The 17,403-nt window shown below is 72.0% G+C and carries 18 protein-coding genes; 12 read left to right on the top strand and 6 right to left on the bottom strand.

All coding sequences use genetic code 11. From position 1 onward, the window contains the following. Positions 1 to 28 precede the first annotated feature (28 nt). Together AB0J04_RS08860 and AB0J04_RS08855 are read left to right on the top strand one after the other, a co-directional pair. Positions 29 to 499, top strand: coding sequence for a GNAT family N-acetyltransferase (locus AB0J04_RS08860; protein ID WP_363167681.1), 471 nt, complete (start codon positions 29 to 31; stop codon positions 497 to 499). A gap of 19 nt (positions 500 to 518) precedes the next feature. Beyond that, the gene (locus tag AB0J04_RS08855; RefSeq protein WP_363167649.1) at positions 519 to 1,340 is read left to right on the top strand and encodes a serine hydrolase domain-containing protein; all 822 of its coding nucleotides are present in this window, start codon (positions 519 to 521) and stop codon (positions 1,338 to 1,340) included. Between the two features lie 154 nt (positions 1,341 to 1,494). Here the strand turns inward: AB0J04_RS08855 and AB0J04_RS08850 are convergent, their stop codons facing one another. Continuing rightward, positions 1,495 to 2,157, bottom strand: a complete 663-nt coding sequence (locus AB0J04_RS08850) for a pirin family protein (protein WP_363167680.1) — start codon at positions 2,155 to 2,157, stop codon at positions 1,495 to 1,497. A 61-nt stretch (positions 2,158 to 2,218) separates the two neighbouring features. On the opposite strand from AB0J04_RS08850, the gene AB0J04_RS08845 reads away from it, so the two are divergent. The 5 genes from AB0J04_RS08845 to AB0J04_RS08825 all read left to right on the top strand — a co-directional run bounded on the left by AB0J04_RS08845 (position 2,219) and on the right by AB0J04_RS08825 (position 7,132). Then, positions 2,219 to 3,424: a helix-turn-helix domain-containing protein gene (locus tag AB0J04_RS08845; protein WP_363167648.1), complete on the top strand. Its 1,206-nt coding sequence runs from the start codon at positions 2,219 to 2,221 to the stop codon at positions 3,422 to 3,424. An 89-nt stretch (positions 3,425 to 3,513) separates the two neighbouring features. After that, positions 3,514 to 4,431 carry an ACP S-malonyltransferase gene (locus AB0J04_RS08840; RefSeq protein WP_363167647.1) on the top strand — a complete coding sequence of 306 codons (918 nt, stop codon included), beginning with the start codon at positions 3,514 to 3,516 and terminating at the stop codon, positions 4,429 to 4,431. 9 nt (positions 4,432 to 4,440) lie between these two features. Further along, positions 4,441 to 5,442, top strand: coding sequence for a ketoacyl-ACP synthase III (locus AB0J04_RS08835; RefSeq protein WP_363167646.1), 1,002 nt, complete (start codon positions 4,441 to 4,443; stop codon positions 5,440 to 5,442). Positions 5,443 to 5,524: 82 nt separating this feature from the next. After that, positions 5,525 to 5,773 (top strand): acyl carrier protein, encoded by a 249-nt coding sequence (locus tag AB0J04_RS08830; RefSeq protein WP_109001422.1) that lies wholly within the window; start codon positions 5,525 to 5,527, stop codon positions 5,771 to 5,773. 78 nt (positions 5,774 to 5,851) lie between these two features. Further along, positions 5,852 to 7,132: a beta-ketoacyl-[acyl-carrier-protein] synthase family protein gene (locus AB0J04_RS08825; protein WP_363167645.1), complete on the top strand. Its 1,281-nt coding sequence runs from the start codon at positions 5,852 to 5,854 to the stop codon at positions 7,130 to 7,132. A 173-nt stretch (positions 7,133 to 7,305) separates the two neighbouring features. On the opposite strand, the gene AB0J04_RS08820 is transcribed toward AB0J04_RS08825, so the two are convergent. Continuing rightward, positions 7,306 to 7,800, bottom strand: a complete 495-nt coding sequence (locus AB0J04_RS08820) for a DUF3145 domain-containing protein (protein ID WP_363167644.1) — start codon at positions 7,798 to 7,800, stop codon at positions 7,306 to 7,308. Positions 7,801 to 8,062: 262 nt separating this feature from the next. Here AB0J04_RS08820 and AB0J04_RS08815 point away from each other — a divergent pair, with 262 nt between their 5' ends. Together AB0J04_RS08815 and AB0J04_RS08810 are read left to right on the top strand one after the other, a co-directional pair. Beyond that, complete coding sequence (locus AB0J04_RS08815; RefSeq protein ID WP_363167643.1) at positions 8,063 to 8,959, top strand: SGNH/GDSL hydrolase family protein; 897 nt, start codon at positions 8,063 to 8,065, stop codon at positions 8,957 to 8,959. 26 nt (positions 8,960 to 8,985) lie between these two features. Then, on the top strand, positions 8,986 to 9,963 hold the full coding sequence (locus tag AB0J04_RS08810; protein ID WP_363167642.1) for an aldose epimerase family protein: 978 nt from the start codon (positions 8,986 to 8,988) through the stop codon (positions 9,961 to 9,963). 113 nt (positions 9,964 to 10,076) lie between these two features. Here the strand turns inward: AB0J04_RS08810 and AB0J04_RS08805 are convergent, their stop codons facing one another. Continuing rightward, on the bottom strand, positions 10,077 to 12,530 hold the full coding sequence (locus AB0J04_RS08805; protein ID WP_363167641.1) for a glycoside hydrolase family 3 C-terminal domain-containing protein: 2,454 nt from the start codon (positions 12,528 to 12,530) through the stop codon (positions 10,077 to 10,079). Positions 12,531 to 12,657: 127 nt separating this feature from the next. Here AB0J04_RS08805 and AB0J04_RS08800 point away from each other — a divergent pair, with 127 nt between their 5' ends. After that, the gene (locus AB0J04_RS08800) at positions 12,658 to 13,227 is read left to right on the top strand and encodes a TetR/AcrR family transcriptional regulator (RefSeq protein WP_363167640.1); all 570 of its coding nucleotides are present in this window, start codon (positions 12,658 to 12,660) and stop codon (positions 13,225 to 13,227) included. Here the strand turns inward: AB0J04_RS08800 and AB0J04_RS08795 are convergent. Beyond that, positions 13,224 to 13,622 (bottom strand): RidA family protein, encoded by a 399-nt coding sequence (locus AB0J04_RS08795; protein WP_363167639.1) that lies wholly within the window; start codon positions 13,620 to 13,622, stop codon positions 13,224 to 13,226. The two genes, AB0J04_RS08800 and AB0J04_RS08795, sit on opposite strands and share 4 nt — an antisense overlap. A gap of 58 nt (positions 13,623 to 13,680) precedes the next feature. Between AB0J04_RS08795 and AB0J04_RS08790 the strand changes: the two genes are divergently transcribed. Together AB0J04_RS08790 and AB0J04_RS08785 are read left to right on the top strand one after the other, a co-directional pair. Further along, complete coding sequence (locus AB0J04_RS08790) at positions 13,681 to 14,646, top strand: LysR family transcriptional regulator (RefSeq protein ID WP_363167638.1); 966 nt, start codon at positions 13,681 to 13,683, stop codon at positions 14,644 to 14,646. Between the two features lie 77 nt (positions 14,647 to 14,723). Further along, positions 14,724 to 15,974, top strand: a complete 1,251-nt coding sequence (locus tag AB0J04_RS08785) for a pyroglutamyl peptidase (RefSeq protein ID WP_363167637.1) — start codon at positions 14,724 to 14,726, stop codon at positions 15,972 to 15,974. Here AB0J04_RS08785 and AB0J04_RS08780 read toward each other — a convergent pair. Together AB0J04_RS08780 and AB0J04_RS08775 are read right to left on the bottom strand one after the other, a co-directional pair. Next, positions 15,946 to 16,560: a LysE family transporter gene (locus AB0J04_RS08780; RefSeq protein WP_363167636.1), complete on the bottom strand. Its 615-nt coding sequence runs from the start codon at positions 16,558 to 16,560 to the stop codon at positions 15,946 to 15,948. The two genes, AB0J04_RS08785 and AB0J04_RS08780, sit on opposite strands and share 29 nt — an antisense overlap. Next, entirely contained in the window at positions 16,557 to 17,348 is a 792-nt protein-coding gene (locus AB0J04_RS08775) for an EI24 domain-containing protein (RefSeq protein ID WP_363167635.1), read from the bottom strand. Before AB0J04_RS08775 ends, AB0J04_RS08780 begins: the two co-directional genes overlap by 4 nt. Positions 17,349 to 17,403: the final 55 nt, after the last annotated feature.

Genomic DNA, 17,403 nt, shown 5'->3' with positions numbered 1-17,403 from the left:
GCCCGTTAGCGTGCAGCGCATGAGTGACGTGAGCGTCGTACGCCGTGCCCTGCCCGAGGACGCCGCGGAAGTCCTGCGGCTGCGCCAGGTGATGATCGATTCGATAGCCCCCATGGACGGCTCCGTCGACTGGCACACGGAGTCGCTGCCCACACTGCGCGCGCGGCTGGCCGAGCCGAACGGCGGCTTCGCGGCCTTCGTCGTGGACCACCCGGAGCGGCCGGGGGCGCTGGCCGCGCTGGTCGTCGGGACGGTCGAGTACCGGATCGGGCGGTCCGGCAACCCGCACGGGAACATCGGCTTCGTCTTCAGCGTCGCCACCGATCCGGACGCGCGCCGGCGCGGGTACGCGCGTGCGTGCATGGACGCGCTGCTGGCCTGGTTCCATGCGCGGGGAGTCGGAAAGGTGCAGCTCACCGCGTCCGCCGACGCCGCGCCGCTCTACGCGTCGCTCGGCTTCAAGCCCAAGCCGGACCCCTTGATGGAGCTGTCGCTGTGAGGCGCATAGGCTCGACCGCATGTCGCTGAAGAGCCTCGCCCTGATCGAGAACTGGCCGGTTCCCTCCGCCGCGGCGGGGGTCGTACGCGCCGACGGCACGGTCCTGGGGACCCACGGCCCCCTCGGACGGCGTTTCCCGCTGGCCTCGGTCACCAAGCCGCTCGCCGCGTACGCGGCCCTCGTGGCGTACGAGGAGGGCGCGGTCGAGTTGGACGAGCCGGCCGGTCCGCCCGGGGCGACCGTCCGCCATCTGCTCGCGCACACCTCCGGGCTCGCCTTCGACGAGCACCGGGTGACCGCCCCGCCCGGTGAGCGCCGGCTGTACTCCAACGCCGGGTTCGAGCAGCTCGGCGACCACATCGCGAAGGCGACGGACATCCCGTTCGCGGAGTACCTGCGGCAGGCGGTGCTGGAGCCGCTGGGGATGACGGCGACCTCGCTGGAGGGCTCCCCGGCGAAGGACGGCGTCTCGACGGTCGAGGACCTGCTGCGGTTCGCGGCGGAGGTGCAGGCGCCCCGGCTGCTGGATCCGCGGACGGTGGCGGCGGCGATGACCGTGCAGTACCCGGGCACGAAGGGCGTCCTGCCGGGGTACGGCCACCAGAACCCCAACGACTGGGGCCTCGGCTTCGAGATCCGCGACTCCAAGTCGCCGCACTGGACGGGGAGTTCGTCGTCCCCGCGGACCTTCGGGCACTTCGGCCAGTCGGGTACGTTCCTGTGGATCGACCCGGAGGCGGGCGTCGCCGCCGTCGCGCTGGCGGACCGGGCGTTCGGGGCGTGGGCGGTCGAGGCCTGGCCGCCGTTCACGGACGCGGTGCTCGCGGAGCTGCGGGGCTGAACCGCCTCGCCCTCAGTCGCCGGAGAGGCTGAGCGGGTCGGGGGAGGTGGGCTACGGTTCGGCAGCGCCCTGAAGGGGCGCGGGGAACTGCGCGACCAGCCACGATGGCGCCGCGGCGGAACAACGGCACATTGCGGCACTTCCGGCGGAGCGCTCAGTCGCCGGACGGGCTGAAGACCCACGCCAGCAGTTCGGCGTCCGTCGCCCCTTCCGCCTCCAGGTCCTTGGCGTCCGTGACGCGGGCCGCGTCGCCCGGGCCCAGCCGTTCGCCGTCCAGGAGGACCTCGCCGCTCACCACGTGGACGTAGACGTGCGGCGCGTCCGGGACCGCGGTGCGTTCCCCGGCGGCCAGGCGGCGTACGTGGAGCATCGCACCCGCCTCCGGGACGGCGTACGGGGTGGAGTCGGCGATGCCGTGGACCATCTCGTAGGCGGGGTCGCCGCCGGGGTCCAGCGGGGCCAGCCACATCTGCACGAAGGTCAGGGGCGTGTCGGCGTCGTTGCGTTCCACATGCCGCACGCCGCCCGCCGAGCTGAGCCGTTGCACGTCCCCGGGACGGACCAGGGTCTCGTGACCCGCCGAGTCGCGGTGGGTCAGCTCGCCCTCGACCACCCAGGTCACGATCTCGGTGTGGCTGTGCCGATGCTCGTCGAAGCCGGCGCCGGGGGCGAGCCGCTCCTCGTTGCAGGCGATCAGCGGCCCGAAGCGGAGGTTGTCGGGGTCGAAGTGCGGGCCGAAGGAGAAGGCGTGCCACGACTCGACGCCTGCGGCCGGGTCCCCACCTGGGTAGCGCTCGTCGGCGCGCCTCACGTCCATCACGGGACCACCGTAGACCCGGCGGCACACTCCCCCGTCCCGATAAGGCAGTCTTGTCCCTGTGCCCGAACCCGAAACCAGTCATCCCGATCCCGCGGCGCACGCCGTCCACTCCCACCCCGCCACGCTGAAGCGGCTGGAGAAGTCCTCCGGAAGTCTCGCCGCCCAGGCCATCGCGCGGATGGACGAGACACTGCCGTGGTACCGGGCGATGCCACCGGAGAACCGTTCCTGGATCGGGCTGGTCGCCCAGGCGGGCATCGCCGCCTTCACCGAGTGGTTCCGGCATCCGGACGCCCCTCAGGCCATCTCCACCGATGTGTTCGGCACCGCGCCGCGTGAGCTGACGCGGGCCATCACGCTGCGGCAGACCGTCGAGATGGTGCGGACCACCATCGAGGTCATGGAGTCCGCGATCGACGAGGTCGCGGCGCCCGGCGACGAGAACGTGCTGCGTGAGGCGCTGCTCGTCTACGCCCGGGAGATCGCCTTCGCCACCGCGCAGGTCTACGCCCAGGCCGCCGAGGCCCGTGGCGCCTGGGACGCCCGGCTGGAGTCGCTCGTCGTGAACGCCGTGCTGAGCGGCGAGGCCGACGAGGGGGCCGTGAGCCGGGCCGCCGCACTGGGCTGGAACTCGCCGGAACATGTGTGCGTCGTCCTCGGGACCGCCCCCGAGGGGGACTCCGAGCTGACCGTCGAGGCCATCCGGCGGGCCTCGCGGCACTCCAAGCTCCAGGTGCTCACCGGAGTCCTCGGCACCCGGCTGGTGGTGATCGCCGGCGGCAGCGACAACCCCCTCGCGGTCGCGAAGTCGCTGATCGGGCCGTTCGCCGCCGGGCCCGTGGTGGCCGGGCCCGTCGTGCCCGACCTGCTCGCCGCGACCCGGTCCGCGCAGGCCGCCGCGGCCGGGCTCAAAGCCTGTTCGGCGTGGCAGGACGCACCCCGGCCGGTACTGGCGGACGATCTGCTTCCGGAGCGCGCGATCGCCGGTGATCCCGGTGCGCGCGATCAGTTGGTGGAGGAGATCTACAGACCGCTCGAGGAGGCCGGATCGGCGCTCCTGGAGACCCTCTCCGTCTATCTCGAGCAGGCGTCCAGTCTCGAGGGGGCCGCGCGGATGCTCTTCGTTCACCCGAACACCGTGCGCTACCGGCTTCGACGTGTGACTGACGTCACCGGCTGGTCGCCTTCGGATGTACGCTCCGCGTTCACGCTCCGGATCGCACTGATCCTGGGGCGTCTGGTCGACGGCGATCCCCAGACCTAGCTTTTTGTCGGGGCTCCACAAAACCCCCTGCCGTTCTTCGTCCCTGTCCCCACGGGCGGCTTCGGCCGTCCCCAAGAGAGAGTGTGAGAGTGCTCGTACTCGTCGCTCCCGGCCAGGGCGCCCAGACGCCCGGCTTCCTGACTCCTTGGCTCGAACTGCCCGGCGCCGCCGCCCGTGTCGCCGCGTGGTCGGACGCCATCGGCCTGGACCTCGCCCACTACGGCACGCAGGCCGACGCGGACCAGATCCGTGACACCGCGGTGGCCCAGCCGCTGCTGGTCGCCGCCGGAATCCTGTCCGCGACGGCGCTCGGCGACGTGTCCCCGGGCGCGGTCGCGGGCCACAGCGTCGGCGAGTTCACCGCCGCCGCCTTCGCCGGCGTCCTCGACGACACCGTCGCGCTGGGCCTCGTCCGCAAGCGCGGGCTGGCCATGGCGGACGCCGCCGCGATCACCGAGACCGGTATGTCCGCCCTGCTCGGCGGCGACCCCGAGGTGTCCCTCGCGCATCTGGCGAAGCTGGGGCTGACCCCGGCGAACATCAACGGCGCGGGCCAGATCGTCGCCGCCGGCACGCTGGAGCAGCTCGCCGCGCTGAACGAGGACAAGCCGGAGGGCGTCCGCAAGGTCGTCCCGCTGAAGGTCGCCGGCGCCTTCCACACCGAGCACATGGCCCCCGCGGTCGAGACGCTCGCCAAGGCCGCCGCGGAGCTCGCGCCGGCCGATCCGACGGTCCGTTACGTCTCCAACAAGGACGGCCGAGCCGTCGCCACCGGCGTCGAGATCCTGGACCGGCTGGTCGGCCAGGTCGCCAACCCGGTCCGCTGGGACCTGTGCATGGAGACCTTCAAGGAGTTCGGCGCGACCGCGATCATCGAGGTCTCCCCCGGCGGCACGCTGGTCGGCCTCGCCAAGCGCGCCCTGCCCGGTGTGCGGACGCTCGCGCTCAAGACACCCGACGACCTCGACGCGGCTCGCGAACTCATCGCCGAGCACGGCGTCGTCTGAGGAGCTCTGATGGCGAAGATCAAGCCCAGCAAGGGCTCCCCGTACGCGCGCATCCTCGGCGTCGGCGGCTACCGGCCCACCCGGGTCGTCCCCAACGAGGTGATCCTCGAGACGATCGACTCGTCCGACGAATGGATCCGCTCGCGCTCCGGCATCGAGACCCGGCACTGGGCGAACGACGAGGAGACCGTCGCCGCCATGTCGGTCGAGGCGTCCGGCAAGGCGATCGCCGACGCCGGGATCACCGCCGAGCAGATCGGCGCGGTGGTCGTCTCGACCGTCTCGCACTTCAAGCAGACGCCGGCCGTGGCCACCGAGATCGCCGACAAGCTCGGCACGGACAAGGCCGCCGCGTTCGACATCTCGGCGGGCTGTGCGGGCTTCGGCTACGGCCTGACGCTCGCCAAGGGCATGGTCGTCGAGGGCTCGGCCGAGTACGTCCTCGTCATCGGCGTCGAGCGGCTGTCCGACCTGACCGACCTGGAGGACCGCGCCACGGCCTTCCTGTTCGGCGACGGCGCGGGCGCGGTCGTGGTCGGCCCCGCCGCCGAGCCGGGCATCGGCCCGACCGTGTGGGGCTCCGAGGGCGACAAGTCGGACACCATCAAGCAGACCGTGCCGTGGACGGACTACCGCGACGGCGTGGTCGCCAAGTTCCCCGCGATCACGCAGGAAGGCCAGGCGGTCTTCCGCTGGGCCGTGTTCGAGATGGCGAAGGTCGCCAAGGAGGCGCTGGACGCCGCCGGCATCACCGCCGACGAACTCGACGTCTTCATCCCGCACCAGGCCAACGAGCGGATCATCGACTCGATGGTGAAGACTCTCAAGCTGCCGGAGTCCGTCACGGTCGCCCGTGACGTGCGCACCACCGGCAACACCTCGGCCGCCTCGATCCCGCTCGCGATGGAGCGGCTCCTGGCGACCGGTGAGGCGAAGAGCGGCGACACCGCGCTCGTCATCGGATTCGGGGCGGGTCTCGTCTACGCCGCCACTGTCGTTACCCTCCCCTAGGCACTCCGTGCCGGATCACCCGGTCCGGCACGGGAGACACCACCTGCCACACCCTCTGGAATATCAAAGAAGGAGCGCCGACATGGCCGCCACTCAGGAAGAGATCGTCGCCGGTCTCGCCGACATCGTGAACGAGATCGCCGGCATCCCGGTTGAGGACGTCCAGCTGGACAAGTCCTTCACCGACGACCTGGACGTCGACTCGCTGTCCATGGTCGAGGTCGTCGTCGCCGCCGAAGAGCGCTTCGACGTCAAGATCCCGGACGAGGACGTCAAGAACCTCAAGACCGTCGGCGACGCGACGGCCTACATCCTCAAGAACCAGGGCTGATCCACCGGCCCTGGGCTGAACTGCCCCGCCACCCGGCGGTGGCGCCGCTGAATCCTCGTAACGTTGGAGAATGAATCCGTGAGCCCGACCAATCGCACCGTGGTCGTCACCGGTATCGGCGCAACCACACCGCTGGGTGGCGACGCAGCCTCTACCTGGGAGGGCCTCGTCGCCGGCAAGTCCGGCGTCCGGGCCCTGGAGCAGGACTGGGCGGCCGAGCAGGCCGTCCGTATCGCGGCCCCGGTCGCCGTGGAGCCTCTCGAGGTCATCCCCCGGCCGCAGGCCCGCAAGCTGGACCGCTCGGCGCAGTTCGCGCTGATCGCGGCCCAGGAAGCCTGGAAGGACGCCGGTTTCACCGGCAAGGCCGGTGAGGACGGCAGCGACGGCAAGGTCGACCCCGACCGGCTCGGCGCGGTCATCGCCTCCGGCATCGGCGGCGTGACCACCCTCCTCGACCAGTACGACGTGCTGAAGGAGAAGGGCGTCCGCCGCGTCTCCCCGCACACCGTGCCGATGCTGATGCCGAACAGCCCCTCCGCCAACGTGGGTCTGCTCGTGGGCGCCCGCGCGGGCGTGCACACTCCGGTCTCGGCGTGCGCGTCGGGCGCGGAGGCCATCGGCTACGCCATCGAGATGATCCGTACCGGCCGTGCCGACGTCGTCGTCGCCGGTGGCACGGAGGCGGCGATCCACCCGCTGCCGATCGCCGCGTTCGGCAACATGATGGCGATGTCCAAGAACAACGAGAACCCGCAGGCCGCCTCGCGTCCCTACGACGTCTCCCGCGACGGCTTCGTCATGGGCGAGGGCGCCGGCGTGATCGTCCTGGAGTCCGCGGAGCACGCGGCCGCGCGCGGCGCCCGGGTCTACGCCGAGGCCGTCGGCCAGGGCATCTCCGCCGACAGCCACGACATCGTGCAGCCGGAGCCCGAGGGCCGCGGCATCTCGCACGCGCTCCAGCACCTGCTGGACAGCACCGACCTGAACCCGGCGGAGATCGTGCACGTCAACGCGCACGCCACGTCGACGCCGGCCGGTGACATCGCCGAACTGAAGGCGCTGCGCAAGGTCTTCGGCGACGACGCGGACCACATGGCCGTCTCGGCGACGAAGTCGATGACCGGCCACCTGCTGGGCGGCGCGGGCGGTGTCGAGACCGTCGCGACGGTGCTCGCGCTGTACCACCGGATCGCTCCGCCGACCATCAACGTCGAGAACCTCGACCCCGAGGCCGAGGCGAACGCGGACATCGTCCGCGGCGAGGCGCGCAAGCTGCCTGTCGAGGGCCGCATCGCCGCCCTCAACGACTCGTTCGGGTTCGGCGGGCACAACGTGGTCTTGGCGTTCCGTACGGTCTGAGCAGCCGCCGATGTCGAGCTGAACGGTGATCGGCCCGCGCCCCGAGTGGGGGATGCGGGCCAATCGCCGTTCTGGTGTGCGTTGTCGGCCGGGCGCCGGCCGGTGGGGGCTGGTCGTGCCCCGCGGCGAAGCCGCATGTCGATACAGCCCCGCGCCCCTGAAGGCGAAAAGCCTTACACCACCTGGTGCAGCCAGCGCACCGGGGCTCCCTCGCCCGCGTACCGGAACGGCTCCAGCTCGTCGTCCCAGGGCTTGCCGAGGAGTTTGGAGAGTTCGGCCTCCAGGTCCGTCTCGCCGCGCTGGCTGCGGAGCAGGGCCGCGCGCAGGCGGTCCTCGGGAATGAGGATGTCGCCGTGGATGCCGGTGACGGCGTGGAAGATGCCGAGGTCGGGGGTGCAGCTGTAGCGCTCGCCCTCGGCGGTCGCGCAGGGCTCGGCGGTGACCTCGAAGCGGAGCATCTGCCAGCCGCGCAGCGCGGAGGCGAGCTTGGAGGCGGTGCCTGTCTGGCCCTTCCAGGAGAACTCCGAGCGCCAGGTGCCGGGCGCGGCGGGCTGCCGGATCCAGTCGAGGCTGACGCGCGTGCCGAGCACCCCGGCGACGGCCCACTCGACATGCGGGCACAGCGCACGCGGCGCGGAGTGCACGTACAGAACTCCACGTGTCGTCACCGGGACCTCCGGACAGAGCGGGACAGTCTTGCAGGCTGGCATGGCGGCGGTGGCAGGCAGCCGCGTTGATGGCGAGGCTACCGTGCGGCGGCGCGAGGAGTGTGACGTACCGTCGGTCCCGGTGCCGTGAACCACCGCCATTCACTCGGCAGGACGCCTGTAGCGGCGTGAAGCGTTCCCTCTTGTGGGTGTGATTCGCCGGGAACTCCCGCGCGTTGTCATAGAGGGGGCGTCGATCGAGGAGCGAGGGGAACACCGGCGGATGCGGAAACGGAAACGGCACGCGCGGGCCGTGCTCGCGGGCACGACGGCGGCCGTGCTGGGTTTGGCCGGCTGTGACGCGCTGGGGGGCGGCGACGACTCGGGGGCTGCGGGCACGCAGGCTCGGCAGGCGAAGCCGTCGCCGACGCCGGTGTGGGACTCCACGCCGGACTCGGTCGCGGCGGTGGGCGACTCCATCACGCGTGGCTTCGACGCGTGTACGGTCCTCGCGGACTGTCCCGAGGTGTCCTGGGCGACGGGCAGCAGCACCGAGGTGAACAGTCTCGCGGTGCGGCTGCTGGGCGCGGCGAAGGCGGCCACGCACAGCTGGAACTACGCGGCGACCGGGGCGCGGATGGCGGACGTGCCGGGGCAGATGGCGCAGGCGGTGGCCGAGAAACCGCAGTTGGTCACGGTGATGGCGGGGGCGAACGACGCCTGCCGCGCGTCGACGGCGGCGATGACGCCGGTGGCGGAGTTCCGGGCGGAGTTCGAGGACGCGCTGAGCACGTTGCGCCGTGCGCTGCCCAAGACTCAGGTGTACGTGGCGAGCGTGCCGAACCTGAAGCGGCTGTGGTCGCAGGGGCGGACGAACGCGCTGGGCAAGCAGGTGTGGAAGCTGGGCATCTGCCCGTCGATGCTGGCCGACGCGGACGCGCTGGACTCGGCGGCGACCCTGCGGCGGGACACGGTGCAGAAGCGGGTGGAGGACTACAACACGGTGCTGAAGGAGGTCTGCGCGAAGGACGTGCGGTGCCGGTTCGACGGCGGCGCGGTGTACGACTTCCGGTTCGGGACCGATCAGTTGAGCCACTGGGACTGGTTCCACCCGAGCAAGGACGGACAGGCGCGGCTCGCCGAGATGGCGTATCGAGGAGTGACCGCCAAGCCCTCCTGACCAGGGCCTGCCCTAGAGTTTTGGTCATGAGCGAACACTTCGGAACACTTTCCGACGGCACCCCGGTGCACCGCTGGACCCTGGAGCGGGCGGGCACCCGGGTACGGGTTCTGTCGTACGGCGGGATCGTGCAGTCCGTCGAGGTCCCGGACCGGGACGGACACGCGGCGAACGTGGTGTTGGGGTTCGCGGACCTGGACGGCTATCTGACGCACCCGGAGCCCTACCTCGGCGCGTTGATCGGCCGGTACGCCAACCGGATCGCGCACGCCCGTTTCCCGCTGGACGGTGTGACGTACGCGCTGGAGCCCAACAACGCGCCGAACTCCCTGCACGGCGGGTCGCGCGGTTTCGACAAGCGGGTGTGGGACGTGACGCCGGTCGAGCACGGGCTGCGGCTGAGCCGGGTCTCCGCGCACGGCGAGGAGGGCTTCCCGGGCCGTCTGGAGGTCTCGGCGACGTACACGCTGGACGCGTCGGGGGCGCTGCGGTTCGGCTACCGGGCGGTCACGGACGCGCCGACGGTGGTGAACCTGACCAACCACAGCTACTTCAACCTGGGCGGGCCCGGGACCGGCAGCGCGGGCGGCCACGAGCTGCGGCTGGCCGCCTCCCGGTACACGCCGGTGGACGCCGACCTGATCCCGACGGGTGAGCCGGCGCAGGTGGCGGACGGACGTTTCGACTTCCGTACGGCCCGTAAGGTCGGCGCCGGCTACGACCACAACTTCGTGCTCGACAAGGGCGTCACGGACACGCCGGTCGAGGTGGCCGAGCTGCACGATCCGGCGTCCGGGCGGGTGCTGACGGTGGCGACGACCGAGCCGGGGCTGCAGCTGTACACCGCCGACCACCTGGGCGAGCCGTTCGTGCCGGGCGAGGGCGTGGCGCTGGAGACGCAGGCCTTCCCGGACTCCCCGAACCGGCCGGAGTTCCCGAGCACCGTGCTGCGGCCGGGCGCGGAGTACCGGTCGGAGACCGTGTACGGCTTCTCGGCGCGATAGCCGCCGGGAAAGACAGAAACAGACGACGAGAAAAGACGCCGGGAAAAAGATGTTGCCCCGGTCCAGGGGTCAGGTCCCGGACCGGGGCTGTTCGTGGGGCGACAGGCGCCGGGTCACACGTTAATCGTCGCGGTGATCCTACGGTCGGCGATCGAGCGGCCCACCTGGATTTCGTACGAACCCTTCACAAAGAACCAGCGGTGATCCGCCTCGTCCCACACCTCGAAGGCGCGGTGCGGGATGTCCACGGTGACCTCGACGCTCTCGCCCGGGCCCGCCTCGACGGCGGCGAAGCCGGCCAGCCAGCGGGCGGGGCGGTCGGGGGCCGGGCGGTCGTCGGGCGTCGGGGCCGGTCCGGTGGGCGCGAGGTAGACCTGCACGACCTCACGGCCCGTGCGCCCGCCGCTGTTGCGGAGCCGGACCTCGACCGTGGAGCCCTGGATGGCGACCGACTCGTACGTCCAGTCGGTGTAGCCGAGGCCGTGGCCGAAGGGGTAGACCGGGGTGCGGTGTTCCTTCTCCCAGGCGCGGTAGCCGATGAAGACGCCCTCGGTGTAGGGGAGTTCGCCGCCGGTGGGGGTGACCTCGGTGACGGGGGCGTCGGCGAGGGAGCCCCAGGTGGTGGGGAGGCGGCCGCCGGGTTCATGGGCGCCGGTCAGGACGTCCGCCAGGGCTGCGCCGCCCTCCTGGCCGGGGAACCAGGTGAGCAGGACGGCCGCGACGTCCTCGCGCCACGGCAGCTCCACCGGGGAACCGGCGTTGACGACCACGACGGTGTTGGGGTTGGCGGCGGCGACGGCGCGCACGAGGTCGTCCTGCCGGCCGGGGAGGCGGAGGTCCCTGCGGTCGAAGCCCTCGGACTCGACGCGGTCGGTGGTGGCGACCACGACGACGGCCGTGTCCGCGGCCCGGGCCGCCCGGGCCGCCTCGGCGATCAGCTCGTCCGGGTCGCGCTGCGGACCCTGGTGGACGAGGGCGAAGACGACGGCCTTGAAGGGGATGCCCTCGGGGAGGGTGACGACGTAGGTGAGGGAGACCTCGACCGGCCGGTCCGCGGTGAGTTCGACCTCGGCCCGGGGCTGCGGGGCCCCGAAGAAGGCCTCGAAAGGGTCGCCGTCGGCGGCGGGGCGCTGGACGTCGTCGAAGTACGTCGTGCCGTCCACGATGAGGGTGAAGGCGCCGGCGCCCTTGATGCCGAAGACGTGCGGGCCGCTCTCGCGCGGGGTGAAGGTACCGGTCAGCTCCACGGTGTGGAGCGTGTCGTGAGTGACGTCGTCGGGGAGGTCCGAGCCCATCCAGTTGATCTCGCCGGTGGGGGCGGCGCCGGTTCCGATGAGGGCGCCCGCCTCGTCACGGCAGACGGCGCGCAGCTCGAACCCCTTGTCGGCGATGGCGAGTTCGGTGTTCGGGTCGGCGCCGACGGCGTAGCTGAGGCTGCCGTCGGGGAGGGCGGCGGTGAGGCCGCCGAGGGGGGAGACGACCCGGGCCGGGAAGACGACGGCGGAGCCGCCGCCGAGGAAGCGGGCGTCGCGGGCGGCGGCGCCGATCAGCGCGACCGTGGTGGCGGGGCGCAGGGGCAGGGCCTGGCCTTCGTTGCGGACGAGGACGAAGGCGCGGCGGGCGATCTCACGGGCGAGTCCCGTGCCGTCGACGGTCTCGGGGAGGTCGGTGACGGCCGGTTCCGCGCCCTCCAGGATGCCGACGCGGGCGGCGAGACGCAGCACGTTGCGGACGGCGTCGTCGACCGTGGACTCCTCGACCTCGCCGCCGCGTACGGCCTGTGCGAGGGCCTCGCCGTAGACGGTGCGGGGGCCGGGCATGGCGACGTCGAGGCCGCCCTCGACGGCGGCGACGGTGTCGCGGGCGGCCATCCAGTCGGAGACGTTGTAGCCGTCGAAGCCCCATTCGCCGCGCAGGACCTCGTTGACGAGGTGGCGGTGCTCGGTCATCGACGTGCCGTTGACCGTGTTGTAGGCGGTCATGATGCCCCAGGGGTGGGCGTTCTCGACGATCGCCTCGAAGGGGGCGAGATACAGCTCGCGCAGGGCGCGTTCGCCGACCAGGTTGTTCACGGTGAAGCGGTCGGTCTCGGCGTCGTTGGCCACGAAGTGCTTGACGGTGGTGCCGACGCCGCCGGACTGGACGCCGTTCACATAGCCCGCGCCGATCACGCCGGTGAGGTACGGGTCCTCGCTGTAGGCCTCGAAGTGGCGTCCGCCGAGCGGGGAGCGGTGCAGGTTGACCGTGGGGGCGAGCAGCACGTGGACGCCCTTGCGGCGGGCCTCCTGGGCGAGCAGGACGCCCGCGCGGTGGGCGAGCTCCGGGTCCCAGGCGGCGGCGAGGGCGGTCGGGGAGGGCAGCGCGATGGACGGATCGCCGGCGGTCCAGCGCACGCCCCGGACACCGATCGGGCCGTCAGACATGACAAGGGACTTCAGGCCGATCTCCGGCAGCTCGGGCAGCGACCACATGTCCTGGCCGGCCAGCAGCCGGGCCTTGGCGTCCAGGTCGAGCTTGCCGAGAGCCGACTCGACGGCCGCTTCCCGACCCTCCTCGGTTCCCGGCATGCGGTGCCTCCTCGTTGAATGACGTGCCTGCGCCGTGCGCCTCCATCCTGCACCGATACCTGTAGTGCGGTAGGTTTCGTCATCTAACCGTTATATTCAACGCTCCGGATGCCGCTACGGTGACGACATGAGCGCGCGAACCAGGAGCCAGGAGCGGCGGGCCGAGATCGTCCGGGCCACCCTCGAGGTGATCGCCGAGCGCGGCTACCGGGGCGCGAGCCTGGCCGCGGTGGCGGAACGGGTGGGTCTGACCCAACAGGGGCTGCTGCACCACTTCCCGACGAAGGAGGCACTGCTGGTCGCGGTGCTCCAGGAGCGGGACCAGTGGGACGCGCGGCCGGACCCCCGGTGGCGGATCGACCTGCTGGTCTCGCTCGTCGAGTACAACGCCATGCGGCCCGCCGTCATCCAGACCTTCTCGGCGCTGCTCGGCGAGAGCGTCACCGAGGGGCATCCGGCGCGCGACTACTTCACCGACCGGTACCGCAAGGTGCGCGAGAGCATGGCCTCGGTCCTGCGCGCGAAGTACGGCGACCGCCTGCCGAACGGCCTCACCCCCGAACGCGCGGCCCCCCTCCTCGTGGCCGTGCTGGACGGCCTCCAGTACCAGTGGCTCCTCGACCCGGAGTCGGTGGACATGCCGGAGGCCTTCCGGGACTTCCTGCATCTGCTGGGCGAGAAGCCGGACGGGCCTTAGGGGGCTACGGCTGCCACCACCTCGATCTCGATCTGCGCCTCCGGCCGGAACAGCCGCGGCACCTCGAAGGTCATGCTGGTGGGCGGGGTCCCGGTGAGGAACTCCCGTCGTACGGCGCCGTATTCGTCGAGGCGGGAGATGTCGGTGAGGTACGTGCGGATGTTGATGACGTCGGCCAGGGTGGCCCCGTGAGCCTTCAGCAGGGCGTCGATGGTCTCGAAGACGCCCCGGCTCTGCTCGGCGAGCGTCGCGCCCTCGGCGATCTGGCCGGAGAGGAACAGCAGGGCGCCGCCGTCGGCCTGCCGGACGCGGGCGACCTGGGAGTAGTAGGGGCTGAGGGGTTGGGGCGCGGTGGCGGGGTTGTCGAGGGTGAAGTGCGTTCCGGTCTTCTGCATGCCGTCGACGCTAGGTCCGCCCCGGGGATGCGACAAGCGAATGTCTAGCATGGCAGCCATGCCGAACTCGCATGGGAAGTATGGGGCGCACGGGCCGCAGCCTCCGGAGACCGACCTGTCCACGCTGTGGCTCCGGGCGTTCCTGGAGGTCGCGCGGAGCGGGTCGTTCACGGGGGCCGCCCGGACCCTGGGGTGGACGCAGTCCGCGGTGTCCCGGCAGATCTCCTCGCTGGAGGGGGCGTTGGGCGGGGGGCCGCTGTTCGACCGGCTGCCCCGGGGGGTGCGACTGACGGAGGCCGGGCGGGCGTTGGCGCCGTACGCGGAGTCCGTCGCCGAGGCCGTGCTGGGGGCGCGGCGGGAGCTGGCCGCGCTGCGGGAGGGCGCGGGCGGGCGGCTGCGGTTCGGGGCGTTCGCGACGGCGGACGCGGCGCTGGTGCCGCGGGCGCTGGCCTCGTTCGGCGCCCGCTGTCCGGGGGTGCGCGTCACCCGGGAGGAGGGGCTCACGCCGACGCTGCTGGAGCGACTGGACGCCGGGCACCTCGATCTGGCGGTGGTGTCCACGACGGGCCGCGCGGCGCTGGAGTCGTACGCCCTGCAGCACCTCCTGGACGAGTCCTTGTACGTCGCCGTGCCGGCCGGGCATCCCCTGTCGGATCTCCGTCGGCCGGTGCGGCTGGGCGAACTCGCCGACGCCGACTGGGTGTCCGGCTCCGCCCGGCCCGAGGGAACCCTCCTCGACGCCGCCCTGCGGGAGGGCTTCCGGCCGCGGGTGGCGCATGTCGTCGCCGAGTGGACGGCCAAGCAGGGCTATGTGGCCGCGGGTCTCGGCGTCGCTCTGGTGCCGGCGCTCGCCGCCGCGTCCGTACGGCCGGACGTCGTGCTGCTGCCGGTGCGCGACGAGGGCGCGCCGGCGCGGGCGGTGTACGCGGCGACGCCGCGGGGACGCGCGCCCGCTCCGGCGGCGGAGGCGTTCGTCGGCGCGCTGCGGGAGGCGGCGGCCGCGATTCCTCGCGGCATGGCGTAGACCACTGCTGTCACGGGATACTTCCGTCGTCCCGCACCCACGCTCTCCCCCACAGCGACGGAAGGACCTCAACACCCGTGCATTCCATACGAGTTCGCGTCGGATTCCTCGGCCTGGCCCTGTTGGCCGGGCTCTCCTCCCCCACCGCAGCGACCGCGGCCGAGGCGGCGCCCGCGCCCACCGTCGAGGAACAGCGGCTGGCGGGCACCGTTCCTCGGGAGATCCTCGCCCGGTCCGGGTTCGACACGGTGGCTCCGCGGTTCGCCCGGCTGTTGCAGGCCTCGCACTCCTACGCGCAGGCCCGGCGGATCGTCGACCGGGAGGGCGCGGCCCTGTGGCGGCGGGCGGTGGACCGGGTGCAGGGGCGCGGGCCGGCCGGCGGCGACCTCAGCCGGGACGACGACCGGCCGCTGTACTGGGCGCGGCTCGGCATGACGAGCGAAGTGCGCACCTGGGAGGCCAAGTTCGCGGTCACCGACCGCCAACGGGCCGCGCTGCTGGACGCCTTGGAGCGCACCTCGCGCGGCCAGAGCGACATCCGCTACCCGGCGCACGCCAAGGGGCTCAAGCGCGTCCTGGTCACCGGCTTCGACCCGTTCACCCTGGACCGGGACATCCGGATCTCCAACCCGTCCGGGGCGACCGCGCTCGCCCTCGACGGCACGGTGATCCGGACCGCGGACGGCCCGGCCCGGGTGGAGACCGCCGTCTTCCCGGTGCGCTGGCAGGACTTCGCGGAAGGGACCGTGGAGCGCACCCTGCGGCCGTATCTGCCGCACGTCGATCTGTTCACGACCGTCAGCCAGGGCCGCGTCGGCCGGTTCGACGTGGAGCGCACCAACGGGGCCTGGCGCGGCGGCTTCCCCGACAACGACAACATCGGGCGGACCGAGACGGTCCCGGTCGCCGACCCCGCCTCGCAGCCGCAGTGGACGACCACGACCCTGCCGTACACGGCGATCACGGCGGCGGACACCGGCCGGTTCCCGGTCTACGACAACACCGGCGTCACGGAGATCCCGGCCGGGGGCACGGATCCGGTGGTGCGGCCGGACGGGCCGACGGCGGGGTCGACCGCGCGGGCCGGGGGCGGCGGGAACTACCTCTCCAACGAGATCGCCTACCGGGCCACCCTGCTGCGCGACCGGCTGGGCCTGCACGGCAGCCTGCCGGGCGGGCATGTGCACACGCCGGTCCTGCAGTTCGGCGCCGGCAACACGACCGAGGTGACCGATCCGGAGTTCGTGCGCAACCGGCTGGACATCGTCGCCCAGGTGCGGGCGATCCTGGCCGTGGCGGTCAGTGCGACGGAGCGAACGCGAGGCTGACGCCCAGCCCCGCCAGGACCGAGCCGATGACCTTGTTGAGGACCTTCTGGCCGCGCAGCATCAGCGTGCGCATCCGGTCCTGGGAGAAGAACACGGCGACCACACCGAACCACAGCAGGTGGGCCAGCGACATGAACAGGCCGTAGCCGACCTGCTGGTGGGCCGGGGTGCCGGGGCTGACGACCTGGGAGAACGTCGAGACGACGAACAGGGTCGTCTTGGGGTTGAGGACGTTGGTGAGGAAGCCGGTGCGCAGCGCGGCGAGCGGGGTCAGCTCGGTCTTCCCGGTCAGATCGATCTCGACCTCGCCGCGGGTGCGGAAGGTGCGGACGCCGATATGGACGAGGTAGGCCGCGCCGACCAGTTTGATGATCGTGAAGAGGAACGTCGAGGACGCGATCAGCAGGCCCACGCCGAGCATCGTGTACGTGACGTGGACCAGGACGCCCGCGGCGACTCCGGTGGCCGCGAACAGTCCCGTACGGCGGCCGTAGAGGTAGCTGTTGCGGACGATCATCGCGAAGTCGGCGCCGGGGGCGATGACGGCCAGCACGGTGATGAGGGCGACGGCGAGCAGCTCGGTCATGACGTGACGTTCTCCTCCTCGGGCACGACCTCCTCCTCGCGGATCTCCTCGCCGAGCAGTTCGCGGGCCAGCAGGGTGGCGCCCGCGACCGCGCCCGGCATCAGGAACACCGCGACGAAGGGGACCAGGAAGGCCAGGCCCAGGGGGGTGCCGAAGCCCCAGATCAGGGTCTTGCGGGAGCGGAACAGGGCGAGTCGGGCGCGCAGGTCGACGTCCCGGCGCTGGAGGGCGACGGCGGCGAGTTCCTCGGTGAGGAAGAAGCCGGTGACGAAGAACCCGACCACCGGGACGACGGTCTGGCCGACGACCGGGATGAAGCCGAGGGCGAACAGCAGCACCGCCCACACCAGGGCGCGGGCCAGGATCCGGAGGCTGTCGCGGGCGGAGATCAACAGTTCGCGCCAGAGCGGCAGTCCGGACTCGGGGGCGGTGCCGTCGGGCGAGACGTCCCGGTCGACCGCCTCGGAGAGGCTCTCGTAGAACGGCTGCCCGATGAGAAGGGTGACCGCGGTGAAGGTGAGGACCGCCAGGAGGAGGCCGAGGGCGAACAGCACGGCGGTGAGGAAGCCGCGGAACAGGCCGAGCCAGGGGCTCGACCAGTCGTCGGCGAACGGCGTCGCCCAGCCGACGAAGTCCTCGCCCCACACCGCGAGCGCCACCAGCGCCGCCACGTAGAGGACAAGCGTGATCAGGCCGGGAACGAGCCCGAACCCGTACTGCTTGCCGTGCCGGGCAACCCACCGCTGGCCCTTCAGGAGGTATGTGAACCCCAGCCCAAGATCGTGCATGGCCGCACTCTATCGGTCGTGCTCGAACAGCCCTCCTAGGCCATCCGGGGTATCG

The sequence above is a fragment of the Streptomyces sp. NPDC050263 genome (genome assembly GCF_040655955.1).
In the GTDB taxonomy this organism is placed as follows: domain Bacteria; phylum Actinomycetota; class Actinomycetes; order Streptomycetales; family Streptomycetaceae; genus Streptomyces.
Note: the sequence above shows the minus strand (reverse complement) of the source record. Positions and strands in the feature narration are given on the sequence as shown.

Excerpts from the sequence above, each read along its gene's own strand:
- AB0J04_RS08815 (WP_363167643.1), top strand. The coding sequence starts at position 8,063 with ATGCGGAAACGGAAACGGCACGCGCGGGCCGTGCTCGCGGGCACGACG.
- AB0J04_RS08835 (WP_363167646.1), top strand. The coding sequence starts at position 4,441 with ATGGCGAAGATCAAGCCCAGCAAGGGCTCCCCGTACGCGCGCATCCTC.
- AB0J04_RS08855 (WP_363167649.1), top strand. The coding sequence starts at position 519 with ATGTCGCTGAAGAGCCTCGCCCTGATCGAGAACTGGCCGGTTCCCTCC.
- AB0J04_RS08810 (WP_363167642.1), top strand. The coding sequence starts at position 8,986 with ATGAGCGAACACTTCGGAACACTTTCCGACGGCACCCCGGTGCACCGC.
- AB0J04_RS08800 (WP_363167640.1), top strand. The coding sequence starts at position 12,658 with ATGAGCGCGCGAACCAGGAGCCAGGAGCGGCGGGCCGAGATCGTCCGG.
- AB0J04_RS08795 (WP_363167639.1), bottom strand. The coding sequence starts at position 13,622 with ATGCAGAAGACCGGAACGCACTTCACCCTCGACAACCCCGCCACCGCG.
- AB0J04_RS08830 (WP_109001422.1), top strand. The coding sequence starts at position 5,525 with ATGGCCGCCACTCAGGAAGAGATCGTCGCCGGTCTCGCCGACATCGTG.
- AB0J04_RS08775 (WP_363167635.1), bottom strand. The coding sequence starts at position 17,348 with ATGCACGATCTTGGGCTGGGGTTCACATACCTCCTGAAGGGCCAGCGG.
- AB0J04_RS08805 (WP_363167641.1), bottom strand. The coding sequence starts at position 12,530 with ATGCCGGGAACCGAGGAGGGTCGGGAAGCGGCCGTCGAGTCGGCTCTC.
- AB0J04_RS08780 (WP_363167636.1), bottom strand. The coding sequence starts at position 16,560 with ATGACCGAGCTGCTCGCCGTCGCCCTCATCACCGTGCTGGCCGTCATC.
- AB0J04_RS08790 (WP_363167638.1), top strand. The coding sequence starts at position 13,681 with ATGCCGAACTCGCATGGGAAGTATGGGGCGCACGGGCCGCAGCCTCCG.
- AB0J04_RS08850 (WP_363167680.1), bottom strand. The coding sequence starts at position 2,157 with ATGGACGTGAGGCGCGCCGACGAGCGCTACCCAGGTGGGGACCCGGCC.